The sequence below is a fragment of the Cryobacterium sp. N22 genome, from assembly GCF_002929555.1.
Classification (GTDB): Bacteria; Actinomycetota; Actinomycetes; order Actinomycetales; family Microbacteriaceae; genus Cryobacterium.
Genome location: NZ_PJJP01000030.1, coordinates 100,225 through 120,810 on the forward strand (window position 1 = coordinate 100,225; position 20,586 = coordinate 120,810).

Annotated in this window: 22 protein-coding genes; 2 read left to right on the forward strand and 20 right to left on the reverse strand. The window is 70.0% G+C overall.

Annotated features, from left to right (window positions below; genetic code table 11):
* Positions 1-67: 67 nt before the first annotated feature.
* From CXY76_RS06590 to CXY76_RS06660, 15 genes are all read right to left on the reverse strand, one after another.
* Positions 68-916 carry an alpha/beta hydrolase gene (locus CXY76_RS06590; protein ID WP_104163441.1) on the reverse strand — a complete coding sequence of 283 codons (849 nt, stop codon included), beginning with the start codon at positions 914-916 and terminating at the stop codon, positions 68-70.
* A 138-nt stretch (positions 917-1,054) separates the two neighbouring features.
* Positions 1,055-1,855 carry an SDR family NAD(P)-dependent oxidoreductase gene (locus CXY76_RS06595; protein ID WP_104163442.1) on the reverse strand — a complete coding sequence of 267 codons (801 nt, stop codon included), beginning with the start codon at positions 1,853-1,855 and terminating at the stop codon, positions 1,055-1,057.
* A complete protein-coding gene (locus CXY76_RS06600; protein ID WP_104163443.1) occupies positions 1,855-3,111 on the reverse strand; it encodes a thiolase family protein in 1,257 nt (418 codons plus the stop codon). Before CXY76_RS06600 ends, CXY76_RS06595 begins: the two co-directional genes overlap by 1 nt.
* 50 nt (positions 3,112-3,161) lie before the next feature.
* A complete protein-coding gene (locus CXY76_RS06605) occupies positions 3,162-3,785 on the reverse strand; it encodes a hypothetical protein (protein ID WP_104163444.1) in 624 nt (207 codons plus the stop codon).
* Between the two features lie 99 nt (positions 3,786-3,884).
* Complete coding sequence (locus CXY76_RS06610) at positions 3,885-5,153, reverse strand: ammonium transporter (RefSeq protein WP_104163445.1); 1,269 nt, start codon at positions 5,151-5,153, stop codon at positions 3,885-3,887.
* 158 nt (positions 5,154-5,311) lie between these two features.
* On the reverse strand, positions 5,312-6,109 hold the full coding sequence (locus tag CXY76_RS06615) for an RNA methyltransferase (RefSeq protein WP_104163446.1): 798 nt from the start codon (positions 6,107-6,109) through the stop codon (positions 5,312-5,314).
* 107 nt (positions 6,110-6,216) lie between these two features.
* Positions 6,217-7,698: an NAD-dependent succinate-semialdehyde dehydrogenase gene (locus CXY76_RS06620; protein WP_104163447.1), complete on the reverse strand. Its 1,482-nt coding sequence runs from the start codon at positions 7,696-7,698 to the stop codon at positions 6,217-6,219.
* Positions 7,699-7,729: 31 nt separating this feature from the next.
* The gene (locus CXY76_RS06625) at positions 7,730-8,200 is read right to left on the reverse strand and encodes a hypothetical protein (RefSeq protein ID WP_233199612.1); all 471 of its coding nucleotides are present in this window, start codon (positions 8,198-8,200) and stop codon (positions 7,730-7,732) included.
* An 81-nt stretch (positions 8,201-8,281) separates the two neighbouring features.
* On the reverse strand, positions 8,282-9,097 hold the full coding sequence (locus CXY76_RS06630) for an anti-sigma factor domain-containing protein (RefSeq protein ID WP_104163448.1): 816 nt from the start codon (positions 9,095-9,097) through the stop codon (positions 8,282-8,284).
* Positions 9,084-9,755 carry an RNA polymerase sigma factor gene (locus CXY76_RS06635; protein ID WP_233199613.1) on the reverse strand — a complete coding sequence of 224 codons (672 nt, stop codon included), beginning with the start codon at positions 9,753-9,755 and terminating at the stop codon, positions 9,084-9,086. The genes CXY76_RS06630 and CXY76_RS06635 overlap by 14 nt, the downstream gene beginning before the upstream one ends.
* Before the next feature lie 57 nt (positions 9,756-9,812).
* Complete coding sequence (locus CXY76_RS06640) at positions 9,813-10,643, reverse strand: class F sortase (protein ID WP_104163449.1); 831 nt, start codon at positions 10,641-10,643, stop codon at positions 9,813-9,815.
* A gap of 28 nt (positions 10,644-10,671) precedes the next feature.
* On the reverse strand, positions 10,672-11,502 hold the full coding sequence (locus tag CXY76_RS06645; RefSeq protein ID WP_104163450.1) for a DUF4397 domain-containing protein: 831 nt from the start codon (positions 11,500-11,502) through the stop codon (positions 10,672-10,674).
* Positions 11,503-11,695: 193 nt separating this feature from the next.
* A complete protein-coding gene (locus tag CXY76_RS06650) occupies positions 11,696-12,292 on the reverse strand; it encodes an isochorismatase family protein (protein WP_104163451.1) in 597 nt (198 codons plus the stop codon).
* A 35-nt stretch (positions 12,293-12,327) separates the two neighbouring features.
* The gene (locus CXY76_RS06655; protein ID WP_233199614.1) at positions 12,328-13,752 is read right to left on the reverse strand and encodes a D-alanyl-D-alanine carboxypeptidase/D-alanyl-D-alanine-endopeptidase; all 1,425 of its coding nucleotides are present in this window, start codon (positions 13,750-13,752) and stop codon (positions 12,328-12,330) included.
* Positions 13,753-14,197: 445 nt separating this feature from the next.
* The gene (locus CXY76_RS06660) at positions 14,198-15,184 is read right to left on the reverse strand and encodes a Gfo/Idh/MocA family protein (protein ID WP_104163453.1); all 987 of its coding nucleotides are present in this window, start codon (positions 15,182-15,184) and stop codon (positions 14,198-14,200) included.
* A gap of 60 nt (positions 15,185-15,244) precedes the next feature.
* Between CXY76_RS06660 and CXY76_RS06665 the strand changes: the two genes are divergently transcribed.
* Positions 15,245-15,415: a multidrug transporter gene (locus CXY76_RS06665; protein ID WP_104163454.1), complete on the forward strand. Its 171-nt coding sequence runs from the start codon at positions 15,245-15,247 to the stop codon at positions 15,413-15,415.
* A gap of 53 nt (positions 15,416-15,468) precedes the next feature.
* Positions 15,469-15,672 carry a hypothetical protein gene (locus tag CXY76_RS19210; protein WP_146073390.1) on the forward strand — a complete coding sequence of 68 codons (204 nt, stop codon included), beginning with the start codon at positions 15,469-15,471 and terminating at the stop codon, positions 15,670-15,672.
* A 37-nt stretch (positions 15,673-15,709) separates the two neighbouring features.
* On the opposite strand, the gene CXY76_RS06670 is transcribed toward CXY76_RS19210, so the two are convergent.
* The 5 genes from CXY76_RS06670 to CXY76_RS06690 form a co-directional block, all read right to left on the reverse strand.
* On the reverse strand, positions 15,710-16,537 hold the full coding sequence (locus tag CXY76_RS06670) for an SGNH/GDSL hydrolase family protein (protein WP_158253847.1): 828 nt from the start codon (positions 16,535-16,537) through the stop codon (positions 15,710-15,712).
* A gap of 52 nt (positions 16,538-16,589) precedes the next feature.
* Positions 16,590-17,075 (reverse strand): aminoacyl-tRNA deacylase, encoded by a 486-nt coding sequence (locus CXY76_RS06675; protein WP_104163456.1) that lies wholly within the window; start codon positions 17,073-17,075, stop codon positions 16,590-16,592.
* Between the two features lie 36 nt (positions 17,076-17,111).
* Positions 17,112-18,392, reverse strand: a complete 1,281-nt coding sequence (locus CXY76_RS06680; protein ID WP_104163457.1) for an alpha-amylase family glycosyl hydrolase — start codon at positions 18,390-18,392, stop codon at positions 17,112-17,114.
* Between the two features lie 32 nt (positions 18,393-18,424).
* The gene (locus tag CXY76_RS06685; RefSeq protein ID WP_158253848.1) at positions 18,425-19,507 is read right to left on the reverse strand and encodes an acyltransferase; all 1,083 of its coding nucleotides are present in this window, start codon (positions 19,505-19,507) and stop codon (positions 18,425-18,427) included.
* A 232-nt stretch (positions 19,508-19,739) separates the two neighbouring features.
* Positions 19,740-20,510, reverse strand: a complete 771-nt coding sequence (locus CXY76_RS06690) for an SGNH/GDSL hydrolase family protein (protein ID WP_158253849.1) — start codon at positions 20,508-20,510, stop codon at positions 19,740-19,742.
* Positions 20,511-20,586: the final 76 nt, after the last annotated feature.

Genomic DNA, 20,586 nt, shown 5'->3' on the forward strand with positions numbered 1-20,586 from the left:
CGCTATGCGCATCCGCGTCGGCGCACTGCAGGCCGTCGCCGCCGGGCTGCCGCCGGCGCCCCGCGGACTATGACCCCAACGGGGTCGAGCCCTTGAGCCAGGCGGCCATGCGCCGGATGCTGGCGTGGGCGCCCGGGTTCTCCGGTTCGTTGAGGTGCCCGTGCCGGGTTCCGGGTTCGCGGCGGACCGTGACGTCGACGCCGGCCAGCGCGAGTTCCGCGGCGAAGGCCTGCCCCGACGCGCGCAGGCTGTCGTGCTCGGAATTCAGGACGAAGGTGGGCGGCAGGCCGGCCAGATCGTGACCGCCGGGGAACGCGTAGGGATTGTCGAGCTCGGCAGGGTCGCCCACATAGTTGAGGTTCATCGCCCGCACGTCGTCGGGTTCGAACCGTGCGTCGGCGGGCAGCACCGCGATCTTCTGCGCGAGTTCGGCGGCGGGCGGCGGCAGCACACTGTGCACCAGCGGGTAGGCCAGCAGCAGCGACGCCGGCCGGGGGCCGCCGGCATCCCGTAGCCGCAGGGACACCCCCGCGGCGAGGTCACCTCCGGCGCTGGCCCCGCCCAACGACAGCCGGTCGGCGTCGATGCCGTATTCGGCCGCATGTTCGGTGGCCCAGCGGAACGCCGCGGCGACCTCCTCGGAGGCGACCGGGAAGAGCACCCCGTCGCGGGCCGGTTCACTGACGGTCAGGGCCGCCGACACGGGCGCCAGCCGGTAGTCGACGCTGACCACGGTGATGCCGCGTGCCGCGAGCTCCTGGGAGACCCAGTGCGCCTCGGGCATCACGAGGTCGCCCCACGCGAAGCCGCCCCCGTGCGCCCAGACCAGTGCCGGGTTCAGTTCCGAGTCCGCGGCGGCGCGGTAGACACGAATCGGGATGGCGCCGTGCGGGCCGGGAATTGTCAGGGAGTCCATGGCTCCGATCCTCCCAGCAACTCCCACGATGCGGCGACATCATGAGCGCTCGCGGCACGCGTAAGTGCTCGCGGCACGCGTAGGAACACCTGCCATCGGGAACAACACGTGCCGTCGGGCATACGGCGGGCGGGACCGCTACTGCGGCGCCATCCGGATGCCGCCGTCCAAGCGGATGGTCTCGCCGTTGAGCATCGGGTTCTCCACGATGTGGCGCACCAGGGCGGCATACTCGGCCGGGTCGCCGAGCCGGGCCGGATGCGGCACCTGGGCCCCGAGCGAGGCGCGGGCCTCGGCGGGCAGGCCCTGCAGCAGCGGGGTGTCGAACAGTCCGGGCGCGATGGTCACCACGCGGATGAGCGAACGGGCGAACTCCCGCGCCAGCGGCAGGGTCATCGCCGCGACACCGCCCTTCGATGCGGCGTAGGCCGCCTGGCCGATCTGGCCGTCGAACGCGGCGACGGATGCCGTATTCACGATGACACCGCGCTCGGGGGTGCCGCCCGATGCGGTTGCTCCCCCGGTGCCGACAGGCTCGGTAGCCTGCATGGCCGCGGCCGCCAGGCGCACCACGTTGAAGGTGCCGAGCAGGTTGATCCGCAGCACCCGCTCGAAGTCGGCCACGGGCATCGGCCCCTGCCGGCCCACGGTGCGGGCGGCGGGGGCGATGCCGGCACAGTTGACCACGATCCGCAGCGGCGCCAGGGCGCCGGCGGCCTCGACCGCGGCCTGCACCTCGGCCTCAGAAGTTACATCCCCCGCACGGAATATGGCCCTGCCCCGCGCCGTATTCAGCTCCGCCGCCCGCTCCTGCCCCGCCGAACTCGGCAGGTCGAACAGCACGACGTGCGCACCGGCCTCGTGCAGCGCCCGCGCGGTGGCCAGGCCGAGGCCGGAGGCGGCGCCGGTGACCAGGGCGGAGCATCCGTCGATGCGCATCAGAGCCGTTCGATGATGGTGGCGTTGGCCATGCCGCCGCCCTCGCACATGGTTTGCAGGCCGTAACGGCCGCCGCGGGACTCGAGGGTGTCCAGCAGGGTGCCCAGCAGCCGGGTGCCCGAGGAACCCAACGCGTGGCCCAGCGCGATCGCGCCGCCGTCGGCGTTCAGTTTGGAGAGGTCGGCGCGCAGTTCCCGCTGCCAGACCAGCGGCACGCAGGCGAAGGCCTCGTTGACCTCGTAGGCGTCGAGGTCGTCGATGCTCAACCCGGTGCGGGCCAGGATGCGCCGGGTGGCGGGGATCACACCGGTGAGCATCAGCAGCGGGTCGCTGCCGGTGACCGCGAAGCTGTGGAACCGGGCGCGGGGTGTGAGGCCGAGGGCGGCGGCGCGGCTGGCGCTCATGATCAGCGCGGCGGAGGCGCCGTCGGTGAGGGGTGAGGAGTTGCCGGCAGTGATCTGCCAGTCCACCTCGGGGAACCGGGCGGCGAGTTCGTCGGTGCGGAACGCGAGCGGCAGATCGGCGAGGGTCTCGACGGTGCTGCGGCGACGGATGGTCTCGTCGCCGACCACCTGGCGGCCGTCGGGCAGGGTGACCGGCAGCAGCGACCTATCGAAATCGCCCCGCGCGGCGGCCTCGGCGGCGAGCCGGTGCGAGCGGGCGGCGTACGCGTCGAGTTCGGTGCGGGTGAGGCCCCACTTGGCGCTGATCAGCTCGGCAGCGACTCCCTGGCCGACCAGGCCCTGCGGGTAGCGGGCGTGCATCAGGCGGCCGTGCGGGTCCTGGCTGACAATCGCGGATGCTGGCGAGCCCCAACCCTCGGTGCGGCCGGCCGAGTCGGAGCCGCCGGCCGGGGTGGGTCCACCCGCGGAACCCAGCGGGATGCGGCTCATCGATTCGACGCCGCAGGCGATGACGATGTCGTAGCTGCCGGCGAGCACACCCTGCGCGGCGAAGGTGGCGGCCTGCTGACTGGAGCCGCACTGCCGGTCGATAGTGGTGCCGGGCACCGACTCGGGAAACCCGGCGCTGAGCAGCGCGGTGCGAGTGATGTTGGTGCTCTGCTCGCCCACCTGGGTGAGGCATCCGCCGATCACGTCGTCGACCAGGGCCGGGTCGAGGTTATTGCGGTTGACCAGGTCCTTCAGCACCCCGGCGAGCAGGTCGGCCGGGTGCACCCCGGAGAGCGCACCGCCGGGCTTACCTCGGCCGGACGGGGTGCGGACAACATCGACGATGACAGCATCATTGCTCATGACCCCAGCCTAGGCTCGCGCACACCGCCCGAACGCCCACCCGCACGGGTTCAGTCCGGCTTGTCCTTGTCGGATCCTGGCCGGTGCACCGTGAGGATCTGCGCGGAGGAGGCCCGCGGACGATAGGTCTGGGTGGGGTCCAGGAGCAGCGCCGACCCGTGGGCGGCCTCGGCGCCGTCCACCCGCACGGTGCCACGCAGGGCGACCAGGACCTGCGCCCCCGCTCGGATCTCGGTCTGCGGGTCGACCGTGCGGATGGCGAGCGCGGGCGGCTCGGCGGCGCCGACGAAGGTCAGCAGAATGAGAGAACTCGCCCCGGGCGGACGCAGTTTGGGCCGTTCGAACAGCACCGTGGACGACAGCACGGGCATGACATGGTCACGGCGCAGCACGCGGCTCGCCTCGGTCGACCGCACCGCAACCTGCGGTCCGGCGAGGCCGACCACGTAGTTGTGGGTCCCGGCCGGTCCGACCAGCAGGCCCGTGGAGTCCTTGATCTCGACGACGCGGAGCTGCCAGCGCAGATTCAGGTCGGTGTCCAGATCGGCCCAGACCTCGCGAGCGCTGCCCCTGCCCTGGTCGAGCGGTTGGCGGGGAATGTCGGAGAACCGGCTGGTACGGGGAGGGATCCTGCGCACGACGGCCTCATCGTCCTCGTCTTCGGCAATAGTCATTGTGTGTCCCTGCCGATGTCTGCGCACACAGAAATGTGCTGGATGGCCTGCATATCAACCATCCAGCACATCTCGGTGTTACTGGGGTGCCGGCGTTACTCAGGCCCTGACGTCGGTGAGGACGTAGCCCTCTTCGCCGTGCATGACCGAGTCGATACCCGCGATCTCGTCTTCGTTCTTCACGCGGAAGCCGATGGTCTTCTCGATGGCGAAGGCGATGACGAAGGCGAGAACGAAGGAGTAGATCAGCACGGAGAACGCGGCGATGGCCTGGACGAGCAGCTGGGTGCCGTCGCCGCCCAGGAAGAGGCCGGTGCCGTTGGCGAAGAAGCCCAGGTACAGGGTGCCGATGAGGCCACCGACGAGGTGGATGCCCACGACGTCGAGCGAGTCATCGAAGCCCAGCTTGAACTTGAGGTCGACGGCGATCGCGCAGACCGCTCCGGCGATCACACCGAGCAGAATCGCCCAGATCGGCTGCAGCGAGCCACACGCGGGGGTGATCGCAACGAGTCCCGCGACGGCACCGGATGCGGCGCCGACCGAGGTGGGCTTACCGTCCCGGACCTTCTCCACCACGAGCCAGGCGAGCAGGGCGGCAGAGGGAGCGGCGATCGTGTTGACGAAGGCGAGGGCGGCGGTGCCGTCAGCGGCCAGCTCGGAGCCGGCGTTGAAGCCGAACCAGCCGAACCACAGCAGGCCGGCGCCGAGGAGCACGAACGGCGGGTTGTGGGGAACGTTGACGCCCTTCTGGAAGCCGACCCGCTTGCCGAGAACCAGGGCGAGGGCGAGGGCTGCGGCACCGGCGTTGATGTGCACCGCGGTACCACCGGCGAAGTCGATCGCACCGAGACCGAAGACGTCCTGCAGGCCGTGGGTGATCCAGCCGCCGTAGGCGAAGCTGCCATCCTCGGCCAGGCCGAAGTTGAAGACCCAGCTGGCGACCGGGAAGTAGACGACGGTCGCCCAGATGCCGGCGAAGATCATCCAGGAGCCGAACTTCGCGCGGTCTGCGATCGCGCCGGAGATCAGCGCGACGGTGATGATGGCGAACGTTGCCTGGAAGGCGACGAAGGCGAGCGGCGGGTACGCGGCGCCTTCAGGGGTTTCGAGGGCAGCGGTCAGGCCGATGTTGGACCAGTCGATCGCCCACGGCGCCACGGTTCCCTCGGATCCCGGGAACGCGATCGCGTAACCGTAGATCACCCAGAGCACCCCGATGAGTCCGAGGGCGCCGAAGCTCATCATCATCATGCTGATGACGCTCTTGGCCTTGACCAGTCCTCCGTAGAAGAACGCCAGTCCCGGTGTCATCAAAAGGACGAGCGCTGCGGAAATCAGTATGAAAGCAGTATTGCCTTGATCCATCGTGAAAAACCTCTCTGCACGGACGCAGGGGGCGCGTCGGGTAACCCATACATTGACAGCGCTGTGTTACACCCACGGCAAGTCTTTGTTTCGAGCACGTTGCAGAGAACGCCTGGGCGTAAACAACAGATGACGCCAGGCTCAGAGGTCCACGAGAGTCAGCTGGAAAGTGCCCACATCGCGACCGCGCTGGCCGCCGCGACGTTAAGGGAGTCGATGCCGTGCTTCATCGGGATCTGCACCACGGCGTCCGCCGCGGCGAGAGCCTCATCGGTGAGCCCCTCCCCCTCCGCGCCGAGCAGCAGGGCCAGCCGGTCGTGCTGTTCGCCGTGGAAGTCGCGCAGGCTCACCGCATCCGGGGTCAGTGCCAGGGCGGCGACGTGGAAGCCGTGCCCGGTGAGCAGCTGCCGGGTGCTCGGCCAGTCGCCCACCCGGGTCCACGGCACCTGCAGCACGGTGCCCATCGACACCCGGATGGCGCGGCGGTAGAACGGGTCGGAGCAGCGCGGGGTGACCAGGATCGCGTCGGCCCCGATCGCGCCGGCCGAGCGGAAGATGGCGCCGACGTTGGTGGGGTCGGTGACGTTCTCCAGGATCAGGATGCGCCGGGCATCCGCCAGCAGCGCCGCCGGTTCCGCCAGCGCGGGCCGGTGCATCGCGGCGATCAGGCCGCGGTGCAGAACGTACCCGGTGAGCTCGGTGAGCAGCTCCCCCGCGCCCACGAACACCGGCACGTCGTCGCCGACGAGGGCCCGGGCCTCGTCGAGGGTGTTCGCCAGGGTGAGCACCGACCGCGGCCGGTGGCCGGCGCCGAGCGCCCGCTCGAGCACCAGCGCGGACTCGGCGATGTACAGGCCGTGCTCGGTGCCGCGCGCCTTCTTCAGCGCCACATCCGTCGTCTGGGTGTAGTCGGCGAGCCGGGGGTCGCTCAGGTCGGAGATCTCGAAAACGGGCACCGGAAAAGCCTACCGACGCCCGTGCCGGCCGAAGACGTCCGCGAAAGCGGTCACGTGGTTGCTTCAGCGCGCTGAGGTGACCGTGTGACCGCTTTCGCGAGACTTTTTTAGTCGTAGTCGGCGAAGGGGTCGGGGGTGAGGGTGTACTTGGTGGAGAGGTACTCGTGGATGCCCTCTGAGCCGCCCTCCCGGCCGAGACCGGACTGCTTGACCCCGCCGAACGGGGCGGCCGCGTTGGAGACCACGCCCATGTTCAGCCCCATCATGCCCGTCTGCAACCGTTCGATCATGCGCTGACCGCGCGCGAGATCCTGGGTGAACACGTAGCTGACCAGCCCGTACTCGGTGTCGTTGGCGATGCGCACGGCGTCGTCCTCGTCGTCGAAGGGCACGATCGACAGCACCGGCCCGAAGATTTCTTCGCGCAGGATGGCGCTGCCCGGCTTCACGCCGCTGATCACGGTGGGCTCGTAGAACGTGCCGGCCCGGTCCAGGGCCCGCCCGCCGGTGAGCAGGGTCGCGCCGCGGCCGAGGGCCTCCTGCACGAGGGTGTCGGCCTTGGCCACGGCATCCGCGTTGATCAGCGGGCCGATCTTGACGCCGGTCTCGGTGCCGCGGCCCACGGTGAATTCAGCGACGGCCTCGGTGACCCGGCGGGCGAACTCGTCGGCGACGGACGCCTGCACGATGAACCGGTTGGCGGCGGTGCAGGCCTGGCCCACGTTGCGGAACTTCGCGGCCAGGGCGCCCTCGACGGCGCGGTCCATGTCGGCGTCTTCGAAGACCAGGAACGGCGCGTTGCCGCCGAGCTCCATCGAGGTGCGCAGCACGTTCTGCGCGGACTGCTGGATGAGCTTCTGCCCGACGCCGGTGGAGCCGGTGAAGCTGAGCTTGCGCAGCCGGGGGTCGGCGATGATCGGCGCGGACACGGCCGCGGAGGTGGAGGTGGTGAGCACGTTCACCACGCCGGCGGGCAGGCCCACCTCTTCAAACAGTTTCACCAGGTAGAGCGTGGTGAGCGGGGTCAGCTCGGCGGGCTTGATCACGACGGTGCAGCCGGCCGCGAGCGCCGGCGCGATCTTGCGGGTCGCCATCGCCAGCGGAAAGTTCCACGGGGTGATCAGGAAACTGGGTCCGACCGGGTGCTGCGACACGATCATGCGGCCGGTGCCCTCGGGGTTGGTGCCGTAGCGGCCGGTGATGCGCACGGCTTCCTCGCTGAACCAGCGCAGGAACTCGCCGCCGTAGGCGACCTCGCCGTAGGCCTCGGCGAGGGGCTTGCCCATCTCGAGCGTCATCAGCAGCGCGAACTCGTGCTTGCGCTCCTGCAGCAGTTCGAAGCTGCGGCGCAGCACCTCCCCGCGCACCCGCGGCGGGGTGGCTGCCCAGGCGTCCTGCGCCTCGGCGGCGGCGGCGAGGGCGGCCAGACCGTCGGCGACGCCGGCGTCGGCGATGGTCTTGATCACCGCGCCAGTGGACGGGTCGTGCACGGTCAGCGTGCTCCCGTCGGCGGCGGGCACCCACTGCCCGTTGATGTACAGCTCGTTGGGTACGTGCTGGAGCAGTTCTACTTCGGTTACGTGCGCCACAAATGCCTCCCTGAAGTCGTCGACCTCAAATCTACTCGCGTGCCGCTGACCGCCCCCTGGCCGACGCGGGCAGGATACCCAGGAACAGCAGCAGGACGATCAGTTGCAGCGTCCCCGTCGTGAAATAGAGGGTGTGCAGAAACGAATACACCGGCAGCAGCGCGACCTCCACGTAGACCCAGATGATCATGCCGAACCCGGCGACACCGGCCGCGGCGGGGTACCACGGCTGCCGCCCGTGTTGCCCCAGCACGGCGAGTGTCTGCGTGCCGCCGATGACCACCAGCAGGATCAGTCCGGGGATCATGTAGGAGTCGAACGGGGTGCCCGCGAGCCAGCTCATCGGCATCCCCATCCCGTCGCCGACCATCAGGCCGAGCCCGCCGCCCACCGCCGACACCAAATTGAACCAGCCCACGACCAGCAGGGCCAGCCACCACAGGCGACGGGGGCGGTCGGTGCCGGGCATGGCGGGGCGAACGGATGCGGGATGAGGCGCCATGTCGCCATCCTGATCCCCCGGCGAACGGGTCACAATCCCCCGCCCGGGTGCCCCTCCCCGCGAGGTGCCGGCGCTCGCGGGCTACAGCCCGGCCAGGGTGCCGCGCACTATCGAGTCGCCGGAGTGCGCCGGGTTGCCGTCGGTGGGTTCCGCCGAGACGTCCACCACGGGGAACTCGGCCAGGTCGATGCCCGCGGGGATACTGAAGCGGCCGGTCGCGCCGTCGAGGAGCCCCACGCTGACCAGCCCGGTGGCGTCGGCGGTGAGCAGCCACACCTCGCGCAGCCCGTCGTCGCCGGCGTCGTCGGCCAGGTCAACCACCACCTCGCGGCGCCCGTCCGCGAACTCCTCCACCGAGGCGCTCCCGCTGGCCGCCCAGCCGGGCAGCGCGTCAAGCTGCGCCTGGGCGATCACGGTCTCCGGGGCAGGCGCGCGGGTCGACTGCCACCAGGCACCGCCCACGATGCCGCCGATGATGCCGACCGCACAGGCCGCCGCCGCCACGGGCAGCCAGGCACTCCGGCGCCGGCGCTGGTCCAGGTGTACAACGGGCGCCGGCTCGCCCGCCGGCCCGGTCGTGTCACCGTTAGCCAGGTCGGCGCCGGGATGGGCGGCCTCCGCCAGGTCGCCGTGGGCCACCTCGACCTCCGCCAGCCGCGGCGGCGCAGCCACCGCGTCGGAGAGGCCGAGGGCCGAGTGGATGCGCCCCCACACTGCATCCGCCGGGGTGACCAGGTCGACGCTGCCGGCGCTACGGCCGATCAGCACGGTGCGGCGCAGCGCATCCAATTCGCCGGTGCAGCCCGGGCAGCCGGCCAGGTGCTCGTGTTCGGCGGGGCTCAGGTCGAGCTCGGCGAGCGCGACGAGGGCGAGCGTGTCGCGGTCAAGATGCGTCATCGTTCGCCTCCAATCGGGTGCGCAAGCGGGTGAGGCTGCGGCGGATGTGACTCTTCACGGTGCCAAGCGGCAATCCGAGGCTATCGGCGATCTGCACGTGGGTGAGGTCCTCGTAGAACGCGAGCCGCATCACGCGTTGCGGCACCGGTTCGAGGCGGTTGAGTTCCTCGCCGATCAGCAGCCGCTCGGCCACGTCGGCGGACTCATCCGCCGTGTAGAGGTCGACCTCGTCGACGAGGGACTGTTCCAGGCGCCGCCGCCGGGCGCGGGCCTCGTGCGCGTCGGCGATGGTGTGCCGGGCGATGCCCACGATCCAGGCGGGCAGCGCCGCCCGGCCCTCGTCGAAGCCGGCCCGGCCGCGCCAGGCGGCGATGAACACCTTTTGGGTGACGTCTTCGGCCTCGCCGGTGTCGCCGAGCGAGCGCACTGCCAGGGTGTACACCAGCGACGACCAGCGCGCGTAGGCCTCGGCGAGGGCACCTTCGTCGCCCGCGCGGAAGCCCGCGACCAGGTTGGCCTGGTCACGATCATCATCGGTGCTGTTCGCGTAGGGGGTGCTCACGTCGACGTGCTGCCTCCGGGATCGGTACCGCGTGGTGCGGTTGTCCATCTCAGCGCTCACGATCCGGTCGAACCGGCCCGCGAGTGCGACCAGCATAACCACGCCGGGCCCTTCGGCGCACACCCCGTTCGGGCGGCAGCGCCCAGCTCACGTTCATGGCACCGGCACCGCCGTCACGATCACGTTGGACAGGTACCGCCGGGCGTCGTAGTCGAATTCACCGCCGCAGGTCACCAGGGTGAGCCGCGGCTGACCGGCCCTGTCGAACACGCTCGCCCACGGCACCGCCGGCTTCTCGACGCTGTCGACGGATGCGACGGCGTACCGGTGCGCACTGCCGTCGGCGGTCTCCAGCACGATCTCGGTGCCCGCCGGGGCGTCGGCCAGCCGGGCGAACGGGCCGATGTCGTAGGCGAGGGAATCCACGTGCGCGGCGACGACGGTGGCGCCGGCCGGGCTGTCGGGGCCGGCGCCGTACCGGTACCAGGCGGCGACGGCGGGGTTCGCCGGCAGGGCCATGGCCGCGTTGTCGGCCAGGCCCACCGGCTCGATCGGCATGTCGATGCCCAGCGCGGCGACCCGCACCCGCACCGGTGCGCTGACCGGGCCGGCCAGAGCGGCGAGGTCGGCGGACCGGCGCGGCACCTCAGGCACCGGGGGTGCGGAAGACGGCGGGGTCGGAGCCGGGGACGGCACCCGGGCCGGAACGGCCGGTTCCTGCCCGGTGCGGGCGGTCCCCGGCGGTCCTCCGGGGAGCCCGGCGGCGGCTGGGCCGCCCAGCCCGGGGAACCCGCCGGTCGCCGGGCCTTCCGCGCCGCCGAACCCACCGGCGACGGAGTCGCCCCGTACGGTGAATCGCCCGGCGGCAGGATCAGTGCCGCCGGTCCCCGCGCATCCGCTGAGCAGGCCCACCGTCAGAGCGCCCACCAGCAGCGAACCGGCGGCGGCGCGGGTCACGGGAGGCCACCCGAACAGGCTCACCATGACCCGCACCTTCCTTCTCGGCGGCCCGTCAGTGCCGCGCCTCGGCGCGCCGGGTGCCGTAGACCGCCGCCGCGCTGATGGCCAGCACCAGGGCGAGGGCCGCGCCGCCGAACCACAGGCCGGAGCTGTCCCCGGGCTGGTTTGTTGCCACCAGGCCCGCACTGCCGGCCGGGACGCCGTCGGGGTTCGAGTGCAGCCCGTCGATGGTCTGCACCGCGAGCGCCAGGTTGCTGTCGGTGAGGCTGCCCCAGGCGTACACGATGGTGTTGGTGCCCTCGACCACGTCCACGTCGGCCGGGCCGATCACCGGGTCGGTGGTTCCGGTCGCGGCCACGGAGGCCGACACCACCCCGGCCGGCAGGGTGAGCAGCGACTCGTCGGGGTTGCTCAGGTTGGTGATCACCGCGGTGCCGCCGGCGAGCACGTCCACGGCGGGGGCCGCGGCGACGTGACGCACCGTGAGTCGGCCCTCGCCGGCGCCGACGGTGCTGATGTCGTTGGTGAACAGGGTCGCGGTGGGCGCCCCGGCCTCGTCGAGGTGCGCGGCGGCGGTGTAGTTCTGTCCCGCCTCCAACGGGAGGTCGACCGGGCCGATGGCCGGCGAGCTCGCGTCGGCGGCATCCGAGGCCGTGATCGCCACGGTGTAGGTGCCCGCGGGCAGCTCGAGCGGACCGGCGATGTCACCCGGTTCGAAGTCGTCGAGGGTGAGGTCGCCGTTCACGTACACGTCGACGGTGAGGCCAGGCACCCCGTGCAGCACGGAGAGCTGGGCGACGTCGGTTGCGGCGTTCGCCGGGGCGATCCCCGCCAGGGCGACAAGGGCGCCGGCTGCGATGCCGACGGTTATGGTCTTGCGCATGGTTTCCTCCAGTCAGTGGAACGAGAGCGGGAACCTGTCGGTTTCCCGTTACCCGTTACTTCCGGAAGACCCCCTCGTTCGGATGCACCCAGCCGAGAAATTTTCTGAGCCCACCCAGTTGCGCGACAATGCCCCTTCGACTCTCCTGAAGGGGCACTTGCCGGCAACTCGGCGGCGGATGCGGCCGCGCGCGTCAGGCCTGTTCGACGAGCTCCGAGGTGGCCAGCACCGCACCGGCGTGCGCAAGTTCGGCCAGCGCCTGCTCGCTGGACTCCGGCGCCACCCCCGCGACGAGGTCGGTGAACACCCGCACGTGCTGGCCGTGCTCGAGGGCGTCGAGCCCCGACAAGCGCACGCAGTAGTCGGTGGCCAGGCCGACCAGGTCCACATCCGTCACGCCGGCGGCGATGAGCAGCTCGCCGAACTTCTCGCCAGACCCGTCCACACCCTCGAAGATCGAATAGCCCGGCTGACCCTGGCCCTTGAGGATGTGCACCGTCGACTCCGGCAGCACCAGCGCCGCGTGGTACTCCGCGCCGGCGGTGTCGGCAACACAGTGCACCGGCCAGGTGTCCACGAAGTCGGGTTCGGCATCCACCGCGAAGTGGCCGTTGTTGCCGCCCTCGGCGTCGTGCCAGTCGCGGGAGGCGAAGATGTGCCCGTAGGTGTTCGGATGCTCCGCCAGCAGGGCGCTGATCGCCCCGGCTACGGCGGCCCCGCCCTCGACGGCCAGGGCGCCGCCCTCGGTGAAGTCGTTCTGAACGTCGATGATGATCAGTGCGCGGGTCACAGAAGCACTCCTGTCAGTTGAGAATCAGTGGTTCGTCAGGTGTTCGAGAGGTTGTTTCCGCAACGGAAAAACCCGGTCGTGATGGTGTCGATCGCCTGCTTCGCATTATCACCCACATCTCCCAGCGCGTATACGGCGAAGGTGAGGGTGCTGCCGTCCTCGGCGTTGATGATGCCGGAGAGGGTGTAGCCGGTGTCGATCCAGCCGGTCTTGGCGAACACGGCGCCATCGGCAGCCGCGTTGTCGCCGCTGAACCTGTCGCTGTACGAGAGCGAGCCCGCGCTGCCGCCGGCGACGGGCAGGCCGTCGAAGATCACGCCGAGGCTGCCCTCGCGGGCGTTGATCTTCTGGAACAGTTTGGTGAGGTACGCGGGCGGCACGGCGTTGTTGTCGGAGAGTCCGGACCCGTCAGCGATGCGGATGCCGGTGGTGTCGATGCCGTATTCGGCCAGGCCCGCGAGCACGGCGGGCTGGATGGCGCCAAAGGTGTTGCCGGTGCCGCTCTCCACTGCCACCAGCCGGGCGAGCATCTCGGCGAGGGCGTTGTCGGAGACGATCAGGGACTGCTGGATCAGGGTGGACACCGGCTGGGACTGCACGGACGCGAGCGGGCTGGCACCGGCCGGGGCCGTGCCGAGACTCACGTCCGGGTCGCCACCGAGCTCGGCGGCGAACGCAGCGCCGGCCCGGCCGACGGGGTCGTCGCTGCGGGCGGAGGTGCTGTTGTAGGCGTTGTCGCGGTCGCCGTCCACCTGCAGGGCCGTAATCAGCGGCATGTAGCCGTCGGTCTGTTCCTTACGGTTCCAGCTGGGTTCCCAGGCCGGGTCCCCGAAGTAGGAGGAGTCCAGCACCACCGAGGTGATCGCGGTGCCGCCCATCGCGGCGCGGGTCTGCTCGGCGAGGTCGTCGAGGTGCGCGGCGCCATCGTAGAAGGACTCGTCGCCGGTGGGGGTGCTCGAGAGGGTGAGGTCGCCGCCGCCGACGAGCACCACCTGGCCGGGTTCGCTGCCGGCGACCACGGTGGTGGAGGCGCGGTAGTCCGGGCCGAGCACGCTCAGCGCGGCGGCCGAGGTGAGCACCTTGAGGACGCTGGCGGCCCGGGATGCCGTGCTGCCGCCCCGGTCGAAGATGATCTCACCGGTCTCGGCGTTGACCACCTGGGCCTGGAACTCGCCCAGCCGCGAGTCCTCGGCGAGGCCGGCCACCGAGCAGGTGCGCAGCGGGGCGGTGACGGTGGCGAGGGTCGGGCCGGGCCGTAGCTCCGGGGTCGTCGGGGTCGGGGTGGGGGTCGCGGATGCGTCGGGCGCGGCCACTTCGACCGGCTCGGCGTTGCCGACGCTGGCCGTGCCCGCCCACACGGCGCCGCCGCCGAGCAGCACGAGCGCCACGGCCGCGGCGACGATCAGGCGCAGGGGCTTGCGCTTGGCCTGCTCAGGCACGGTCGGTTCTGGTGTATCCACCAACGCATGGTACCGAGTGGGGGTGTGAGCCCGGTCATAGTGGCGCACCGCTCTGCCGCATCCGCACCCGCCCGGTCGCGCCCTCACGGCGCAGGTTAATGCTCGCGGCGCGCGATAGTGCTCGCGGCGGAGGTTAATGCGCCACATATCGTGCGCCACGAGCAGTAACCCACGCCACGAGAAATCACCCGCGCCACGAGACGGCGCATCAACGAAAAAGCCACAGTGCGCCATGACGGCAACGCGGGACTCCCGACCACGCACCGCCTCCGTCGGTCCGTCCCCGCCTCGCGGCACGGGTTAGTTCCGGCGGCACACGTTGGCCCCCGCGGCACGCGTTAGTCCCGGCCGCACGGGTTTCAACCTCTGCCGCCGGGAACACCACGTGCCGCGAGGAAGATACCGGGCCGCGACGGGCCCGATCAGCTGACGGTTGCGCGCAGCCCTAGTCGCCCAGGTAGACCAGGCCGATCTGGGCGCGGATCGAGTCGAGGGTCTCCATGATCTGCACGGATTCGGTCGTGGTCAGCAGGTCGCTGGTGATGAGGCCGGCCGCCACGAGCCGTTCGGCTTCGGTGGCCTGGAAGTGCATGCCCCGACCAACGAAGGCCGGCGTCTCGTACGCCTCGACGACGTCGTTGGCACCGTTGTACACGCGGAACGAGGTAGGCGAGTACCAGACCTCGTCGATGTCGATGCGGCCCTCGGTGCCGAGGATGCTGGCGGTGTTGGGCCCCTTGGTGTCGCTCGCGGAGAGCAGCGACGCGATCTGGCCGCCCGGGTAGCGGAAGATCGTGGCGACCTGGGCATCCACCCCGGTGACCTTGAAGGTGGCCGAGGCGAGGACGGTCTCGGGCGGGCCGAACAGCGCCGACGCGAACGACACCGGGTAGATGCCGAGGTCGAGCAGCGCGCCGCCGCCCAGTGCCAGCGAGTTGATGCGGTGGGTGGGGTCGTCGGGCAGGTTCTGGGTGTGGTCGGCGATCAGGGAGTGCACGTCGCCGAGGGTGCCGGCGGCGAGAATCTCGCGGATGCGCGCCATGTGCGGCAGGAACCGGGTCCACATGGCCTCGAGCACGAGCAGGTTCTTGCTCGCGGCGAGGGCCACCACGGCGCGCGCCTCGGCGGCGTTGAGGGTGATCGGTTTCTCGATGAGCACGTGCTTGCCGGCTTCCAGCGCCAGGGTGGCGTTGGCCGCGTGGAACGGGTGCGGGGTCGACACGTAGATGATGTCGACCTCGGGGTCGGCCACGAGCGCCTCGTAGCTGGGGTGCGCGGTGGGGATGCCGAATTCGGCGGCGAAGGCATCCGCCGACGCCTGGCTGCGGGAGCCGACGGCCTGCACGGTGAAGCCGTTCTTGACGAGGTCGCCGGTGAATTGGTGGGCGATTCCGCCCGTGGCCAGGATTCCCCAGCGGAGTGCATCAGTCATGCTTCGAGCCTAGCGAACCCACTCGGCCGCACACCAGAACGGCATGTTATTGTGCCGGTCATGAGTGAAAAGACCTTCGACGAAAAACGCCACGACCAGCTCACCACCGCCCCCAAGGCCAGCGAAGCGGATGCGGCCCCGCGGGTGACCGTGGACGAACAAGCCGATGGCGTGAAGCGTATCGACGTGGCCGACACCGCCGCGGTGCGGCCCGGCAAAACCGAGGAGTAACCCGTCACCTGGCGTTTGCCGAGCGGTCACCGGGGCCGCATACGCTGACGCCCGTGAGCGAGAATCTGCTTCTGGCCCGGCGCACGAGCCCAGCACCGCGGGCCGAGCATCGCGCCGTGACGTCGCTGCCGGCCGCGCCGCCGGAGTTCGCCCTCCGCAACTCGCCTGTCGACCTGGTGTTCCGGGCGCTCTGGCAGCTGGTGGGCGTTTACGTGTTCGTGGTGCTGCTGGTGAAGGACCGTCGCCTGCCGCGCTGACCGGAGGGGTCAGTCGGCGCGGGTCAGTCGGCGCGGGTCAGTCGGCGCGGGTCAGGACCGTGGCCAGCACCCGGTCCGCGATCGCCCGATGGCCGGTGTCGTTGACGTGCACCCCGTCGGCCACCACCATCTCGGCCTGGATGACCACGGGGTCGAGCAGGCTCACGTACTCGGCGTCCACCCGGAGCGCGGCTGCCTGCACCCAGCCGTCCAGGTCGGTGATCATCGGGGTCGCCGGCTCGGCGGTGGACGGCCCCACCGCGATGAGGCGCGCGTTCGGCAGCCCCGCCCGGATGAGCCGGAACGTCTCGTCGACGGCGGCGCGCACAAACTCCGGATCGGTACCGAGCACCCAGCGGTCGTTCTGGCCGCCCGCGACCACGACGACGTCGGGTGCGGCGGCGATGACGTCGGCCACCCGCTCCGGGTACGTGGGGCAATGCTCTTTCCCGCAGCTGACCACCCCGGCCGTCGTGACGTAGCCGGTGCCGCCCTGGCCCTGGTTGACCTCGGTCCAGCCGGCCTCCCGGGCCACGAGAGTTGACCATTTGGTCACCGGAGACGACGCACCGAAACCCTGGGTGTAGGAGTCGCCGAGGAACACGGCGACCTCGGTGCCGGCCGGCGTCGTCGGCGAGGCGGTGGGTGTTGCTGATGCGGTGGGCGTGGCGGATGCGGGGGGCGCCTGCGTGACGGGAGGCAGAGTGGGCACCAGCGACGCGGTGGATACGGCGTCAGAACCGACCACGGCAACCACCGCCGCCGCGATGCTGCCGGTCACGATCACCAACAGGGCGGCGAGCAGCAGCAGGCGCCGACGGCGCCCGACGGCGGCCGGACTCGTCGGGGTGCGCTCTTCTGCCATGCCCCCAGCATAGAAGCCCGCCGGCGAACCCTCGCGAACCACGAACACGCGTCTACGAGCGCGGCTTGATCTCGTCGGTGATGTCGGCGACCGTGGCCCCGTAGGCATTGATCAGGGCGTCGGCGTCGACGAACGCCGAGTAACCGTGCTCCCCCGCACCCATCGCCACCCGCCCTCCGCGCATCCGCTCGTCGGCGAAGACCGGCCAGGCGGTGCTGCTGCCCAGCGGCGTGATGGTGCCCCGCGCATACCCGGTCGCGGCCAGGGCGAGGTCTTCGTGCGGCAGCGAGAGCTTGTTCACGCCCACCAAGGCGCGCAGCTTCGCCCAGCTGATCTGCCGGTCGCCGGGCACCAGCACGAAGATGTAGTCGCCGTCGTGGCGTTTCACCACGAGCGATTTCACGATGCCGGCCGGCTCCAGACCCAGCAGCCGGGCGGCGCTCTCGAGGCTGTCGGCGGCGGGGCGCTCGACGATGTTGATGTCGAGTCCGCGCGCCCGCGCATCCGTTTCAACCCGTTCGCGCCCTGTGTCAGCCATACCAAAGTCAATCACGCGCAACAGCCGGCGCCGAACTCAGCCGAAGATCGCCCAGCCGTGCGCCGGCACCGTGAAACCGGCGGGGCGCATCTCGGCCGTGCCGGCCAGCCGCTGGACGGCATCCGTGTCGACCGGCAGGGCCTCGTCGCCGAGGTTGAGCGCGACGACCAGGCGGTGGATGCCGCCGGTGACCTCGATGACGTAGCCGGTGTTGGTCAGGGTGAGCGGCCGGCTCGTGGCCGTGTGCAGCCACGGGTGCCGGCGGCGCAGGCCGATCAGCTCCTGGTGCAGCACGAACGTTTCCGCACCGGCGGCCGGGTCAAGGTCGGCGGGGCTCGCCGGGTAGGCGGGCCGGATAGCGTCGTCGCCGCCGGCGCGCTGCTCCTTGATGGCTCGCAGCCCGCGCTCGTCGCCGTAGTAAATCGCCGGGGTGCCGCCCAGGGTGAGCAGCAGCACCAGGGCGTGCGGGTGGTGGCGCTCGTCGGAGATCTGGCTGGCCAGCCGGGTCACGTCGTGGTTGCCGACGAAGGTGTATGGCACGAACGAGCCGAGGAACGCGGTATGCCGGGTGAGCGCCCAGTCCAGTTCGAAGAAATTGCGCTCGTCCAGCGCGTGCCAGATCGCCTGCCAGAGTTCGTACTGGGTGACGCTGTCCACACCGGATGCGGCGACGAAGCCGGCGTAGTCGCCGTGCAGCACCTCGCCCATCACGTACAGCTCCGGGTGCCGGTCGCGTACCCGCGGCAGCACGTCCGCCCAGAAGGCGGCGGGCATCGCGTAGGCGGCGTCGAGGCGCCAGGCGTCGATCCCCCGGTCCAGCCAGTGGGTCATCACGCCGACGACGAGCTCGGCGACGGCCGGGTTGTCGTGGTCGAGCGTCACCAGGGCATCGTGTCCCTCGAAGCCCGCCAGCTCGCCCGCCGGCGTGCGGCGGAACAGGGCGTTCTGAGCCGCGGCCGGGTCGGCGAGGGCGGTGACCAGTGGAGCGAAGTCGCGACCCACGTGGTTGAACACGCCGTCGAGCATCACCCGGATGCCGCGCCGGTGGCACTCGATGATCAGGTGCTCGAGGTCGGCGGTGTCGCCGAGCCGCGGGTCGACCTCGAAATAGTCGGTCGTGTCGTAGCCGTGGGTGCGGGAGGCGAAGACCGGACCGAGGGCGAGCCCGTTGGCGCCGAGGTCGAGCAGGTAGTCCAGCCAGGACTCGATCTGCCGCAGCCGATGCGTGGGCGTTTGCTCGGCGCCGGTCGTGTCCGCGCCGACGAAGCCGAGCGGGTACACGTGCCACCAGATCACGTGTTCGGTCCAGTCAGGCACGCTTCGACCCTATCGCGCTGTCTGCTTCGGCCCTACGCCTGCGGCGCGGCGTCGACCAGCACCGGATCGTCGGCCAATCGCCGTCCGCTCGCCTTCGGCCTCAACCTTTCCGCCATCGGGAGCTCAACGAAGGTGTGAAGCAGCCACGCGGCAAAAGTTGAAGCCGCGAGTGCGGCAAGCAACTCGACCCACACGATCAGGCTGGGGGTTCCTTCACTATGAATCCCCGTCTTCGTGAAGACGGCGAATGCGGCAGCCAGGACCATTGCGTGGAGCAGATAGAACGCATAGGACCAATTCCCCAGCGCGACTATGGGCTTCCAGCGGAAGATGCTCGGCTTGTCGCGCAGGTCGGACGTGGCGAGGGAAGCGACAAGGATGACGAATGGAATGAGCGTCACCGCAAACCGGGAGAGGGAGTACGGCGCAATGGAGGACACGTAAATCCCTGCAGCCGCAAGAGCCACGGCCGCGCTGAGGGGTATGGGCGACCGAAGCCCTCGGCTAAAGAGCAGGCCGAGCACTACGCCCACAATGAACTCCAAGAGCCTGAGTGGGGGAAAGATGATGATGAACCAACGCGTGAACTCATTCTCGGGAAGCGGCAGGGCAAGAACCGCGATCCCGATGCTTGCCACTGCTGCCCCTGCGCCGACGAGGGCAAGCGACCGCGTGCGCAACCGATGAATCAGGCGGTGCAGGAACGGGAACACGAGGTAGAAGAACGCCTCACAAGAAAGGCTCCAGAACACGGCGCTCCCGGCGAAGTAGACGACTTCCATCGGGACCCAGGCCTGGAGCATGGTCAAGGGAACGAGGTCAGCCCAGCCGAACCCGCCCTGCGTGAGCAGAATCGCCAGAGCGATCAGCCAGGCGACCAGGTATGACGGGTAGATTCGGGCAAACCTGCGGCGGTAGAAGTGGCCTGGAGTGTCATCCGGGCGGGCAGTCCACGCCATGACGAATCCACTGAGCACGTAGAAGAGGGACACCCCGACCATGCCGGCACCAAAAACTGCGAGCTCACTGCCTTTGGAAAACTCAACGCTATGGAATCCGAAAACCAACAGCGCCGCGAAAATCCGAACCCCGGTGAGTGAATCTAGTCGCTTCAAATCAATCCCCCTACATTGCCTATGTGAGCCTACTTCAGAATTTCACCCGACATCGCGGACACCGGCTGAGTGAAACCGCGCATGGCGCGCACATAGGAGGGCTCTGCCGCGACCTGTGCCACTCCATACGGGAAATGTCGCCCCACGGAGCGCAGAGATGCGGGGCAATTTCGGCCCTGATGCATGAGCCGTCGCGCTGCCGGCACGGATCCGGCGCGCCGCAATCCGTGAGCTAGCTAACGGTCAGTGCGGCGAGGATCGCGTCGGCAATCTGCTGGTGCCCCGAGTCGTTGGGGTGGAACGTGTCGCTTTCGCCGAACGGCGTTTCCGTTCCGGCCGGGCCTCGCGTCCCGTCCGCTTCGAATATGTCCACCAGTGGGACGTAGCGCCCACCGGCCGTGAGGCACTCCGCCTCGATGACAGCGTCGTATGCCTCGCCGGCGTCCTGCCAGGTTCCGGTACAGATCAATGCTGCACCAGGGGACGTGGTTGTGATCTTGCCGAGGAGGTCCCGGTATTGGCTGGTGAATTGGTCGAAAGGCGTCTTCGTGCCAACGTCGTTCGTGCCGAGTTCGACCACGGCGAGGTCCAGGTCTGCGGGCACATCAACGATGCGGCTCACTGTGGTCAGGGTCTGATCGGCCAGTTCTGCCGTGGTCAGCTCGACCGGGCCCAGTGCCGTGGCAACCCGGCTGCGGAATCCAGCCTCAGTACTCGACGCGAAGTAACTGCCGGTGAGCGAATCGCCCGCAAACAGCACGCGCAACGGTGTGCCATCGCGCACGATCGTCAGCGGCCCCGGCGTGGAGACCGGCGTAGGAACCGGCGCAGCCGATGCCGTTGACGCCGGTTGCGCCGACCGGTCGGGTTGAGGTGTGGTTGCGGATTCGGTGAGCAGGTATCCGGCGACGCCGACCACGGCTAGAAAGGCTGAGCCGAGCACGTAGAGCGAGGTCTCGGCGTGGCCACGCTTGCGGCCAGAACGCCAGGCTTTACTGCTCATCATTCGAATCTACGTAGGTTTCCACGGCCCTCCTGACACATCGACCCCCCAATTGTGGTGAGGGCGTCGGCCAGAC

Bases quoted from the DNA above. Each gene is read 5' to 3' on its own strand.
- CXY76_RS06605 (WP_104163444.1), bottom strand. From the start codon at position 3,785: ATGACTATTGCCGAAGACGAGGACGATGAGGCCGTCGTGCGCAGGATC.
- CXY76_RS06645 (WP_104163450.1), bottom strand. From the start codon at position 11,502: ATGCGCAAGACCATAACCGTCGGCATCGCAGCCGGCGCCCTTGTCGCC.
- CXY76_RS06600 (WP_104163443.1), bottom strand. From the start codon at position 3,111: ATGAGCAATGATGCTGTCATCGTCGATGTTGTCCGCACCCCGTCCGGC.
- CXY76_RS06690 (WP_158253849.1), bottom strand. From the start codon at position 20,510: ATGAGCAGTAAAGCCTGGCGTTCTGGCCGCAAGCGTGGCCACGCCGAG.
- CXY76_RS06640 (WP_104163449.1), bottom strand. From the start codon at position 10,643: ATGGTGAGCCTGTTCGGGTGGCCTCCCGTGACCCGCGCCGCCGCCGGT.
- CXY76_RS06660 (WP_104163453.1), bottom strand. From the start codon at position 15,184: ATGACTGATGCACTCCGCTGGGGAATCCTGGCCACGGGCGGAATCGCC.
- CXY76_RS06590 (WP_104163441.1), bottom strand. From the start codon at position 916: ATGGACTCCCTGACAATTCCCGGCCCGCACGGCGCCATCCCGATTCGT.
- CXY76_RS06635 (WP_233199613.1), bottom strand. From the start codon at position 9,755: ATGCTGGTCGCACTCGCGGGCCGGTTCGACCGGATCGTGAGCGCTGAG.
- CXY76_RS06625 (WP_233199612.1), bottom strand. From the start codon at position 8,200: ATGGCGCCTCATCCCGCATCCGTTCGCCCCGCCATGCCCGGCACCGAC.
- CXY76_RS06595 (WP_104163442.1), bottom strand. From the start codon at position 1,855: ATGCGCATCGACGGATGCTCCGCCCTGGTCACCGGCGCCGCCTCCGGC.
- CXY76_RS06670 (WP_158253847.1), bottom strand. From the start codon at position 16,537: ATGGCAGAAGAGCGCACCCCGACGAGTCCGGCCGCCGTCGGGCGCCGT.
- CXY76_RS06665 (WP_104163454.1), top strand. From the start codon at position 15,245: ATGAGTGAAAAGACCTTCGACGAAAAACGCCACGACCAGCTCACCACC.
- CXY76_RS06675 (WP_104163456.1), bottom strand. From the start codon at position 17,075: ATGGCTGACACAGGGCGCGAACGGGTTGAAACGGATGCGCGGGCGCGC.
- CXY76_RS06630 (WP_104163448.1), bottom strand. From the start codon at position 9,097: ATGACGCATCTTGACCGCGACACGCTCGCCCTCGTCGCGCTCGCCGAG.
- CXY76_RS06610 (WP_104163445.1), bottom strand. From the start codon at position 5,153: ATGGATCAAGGCAATACTGCTTTCATACTGATTTCCGCAGCGCTCGTC.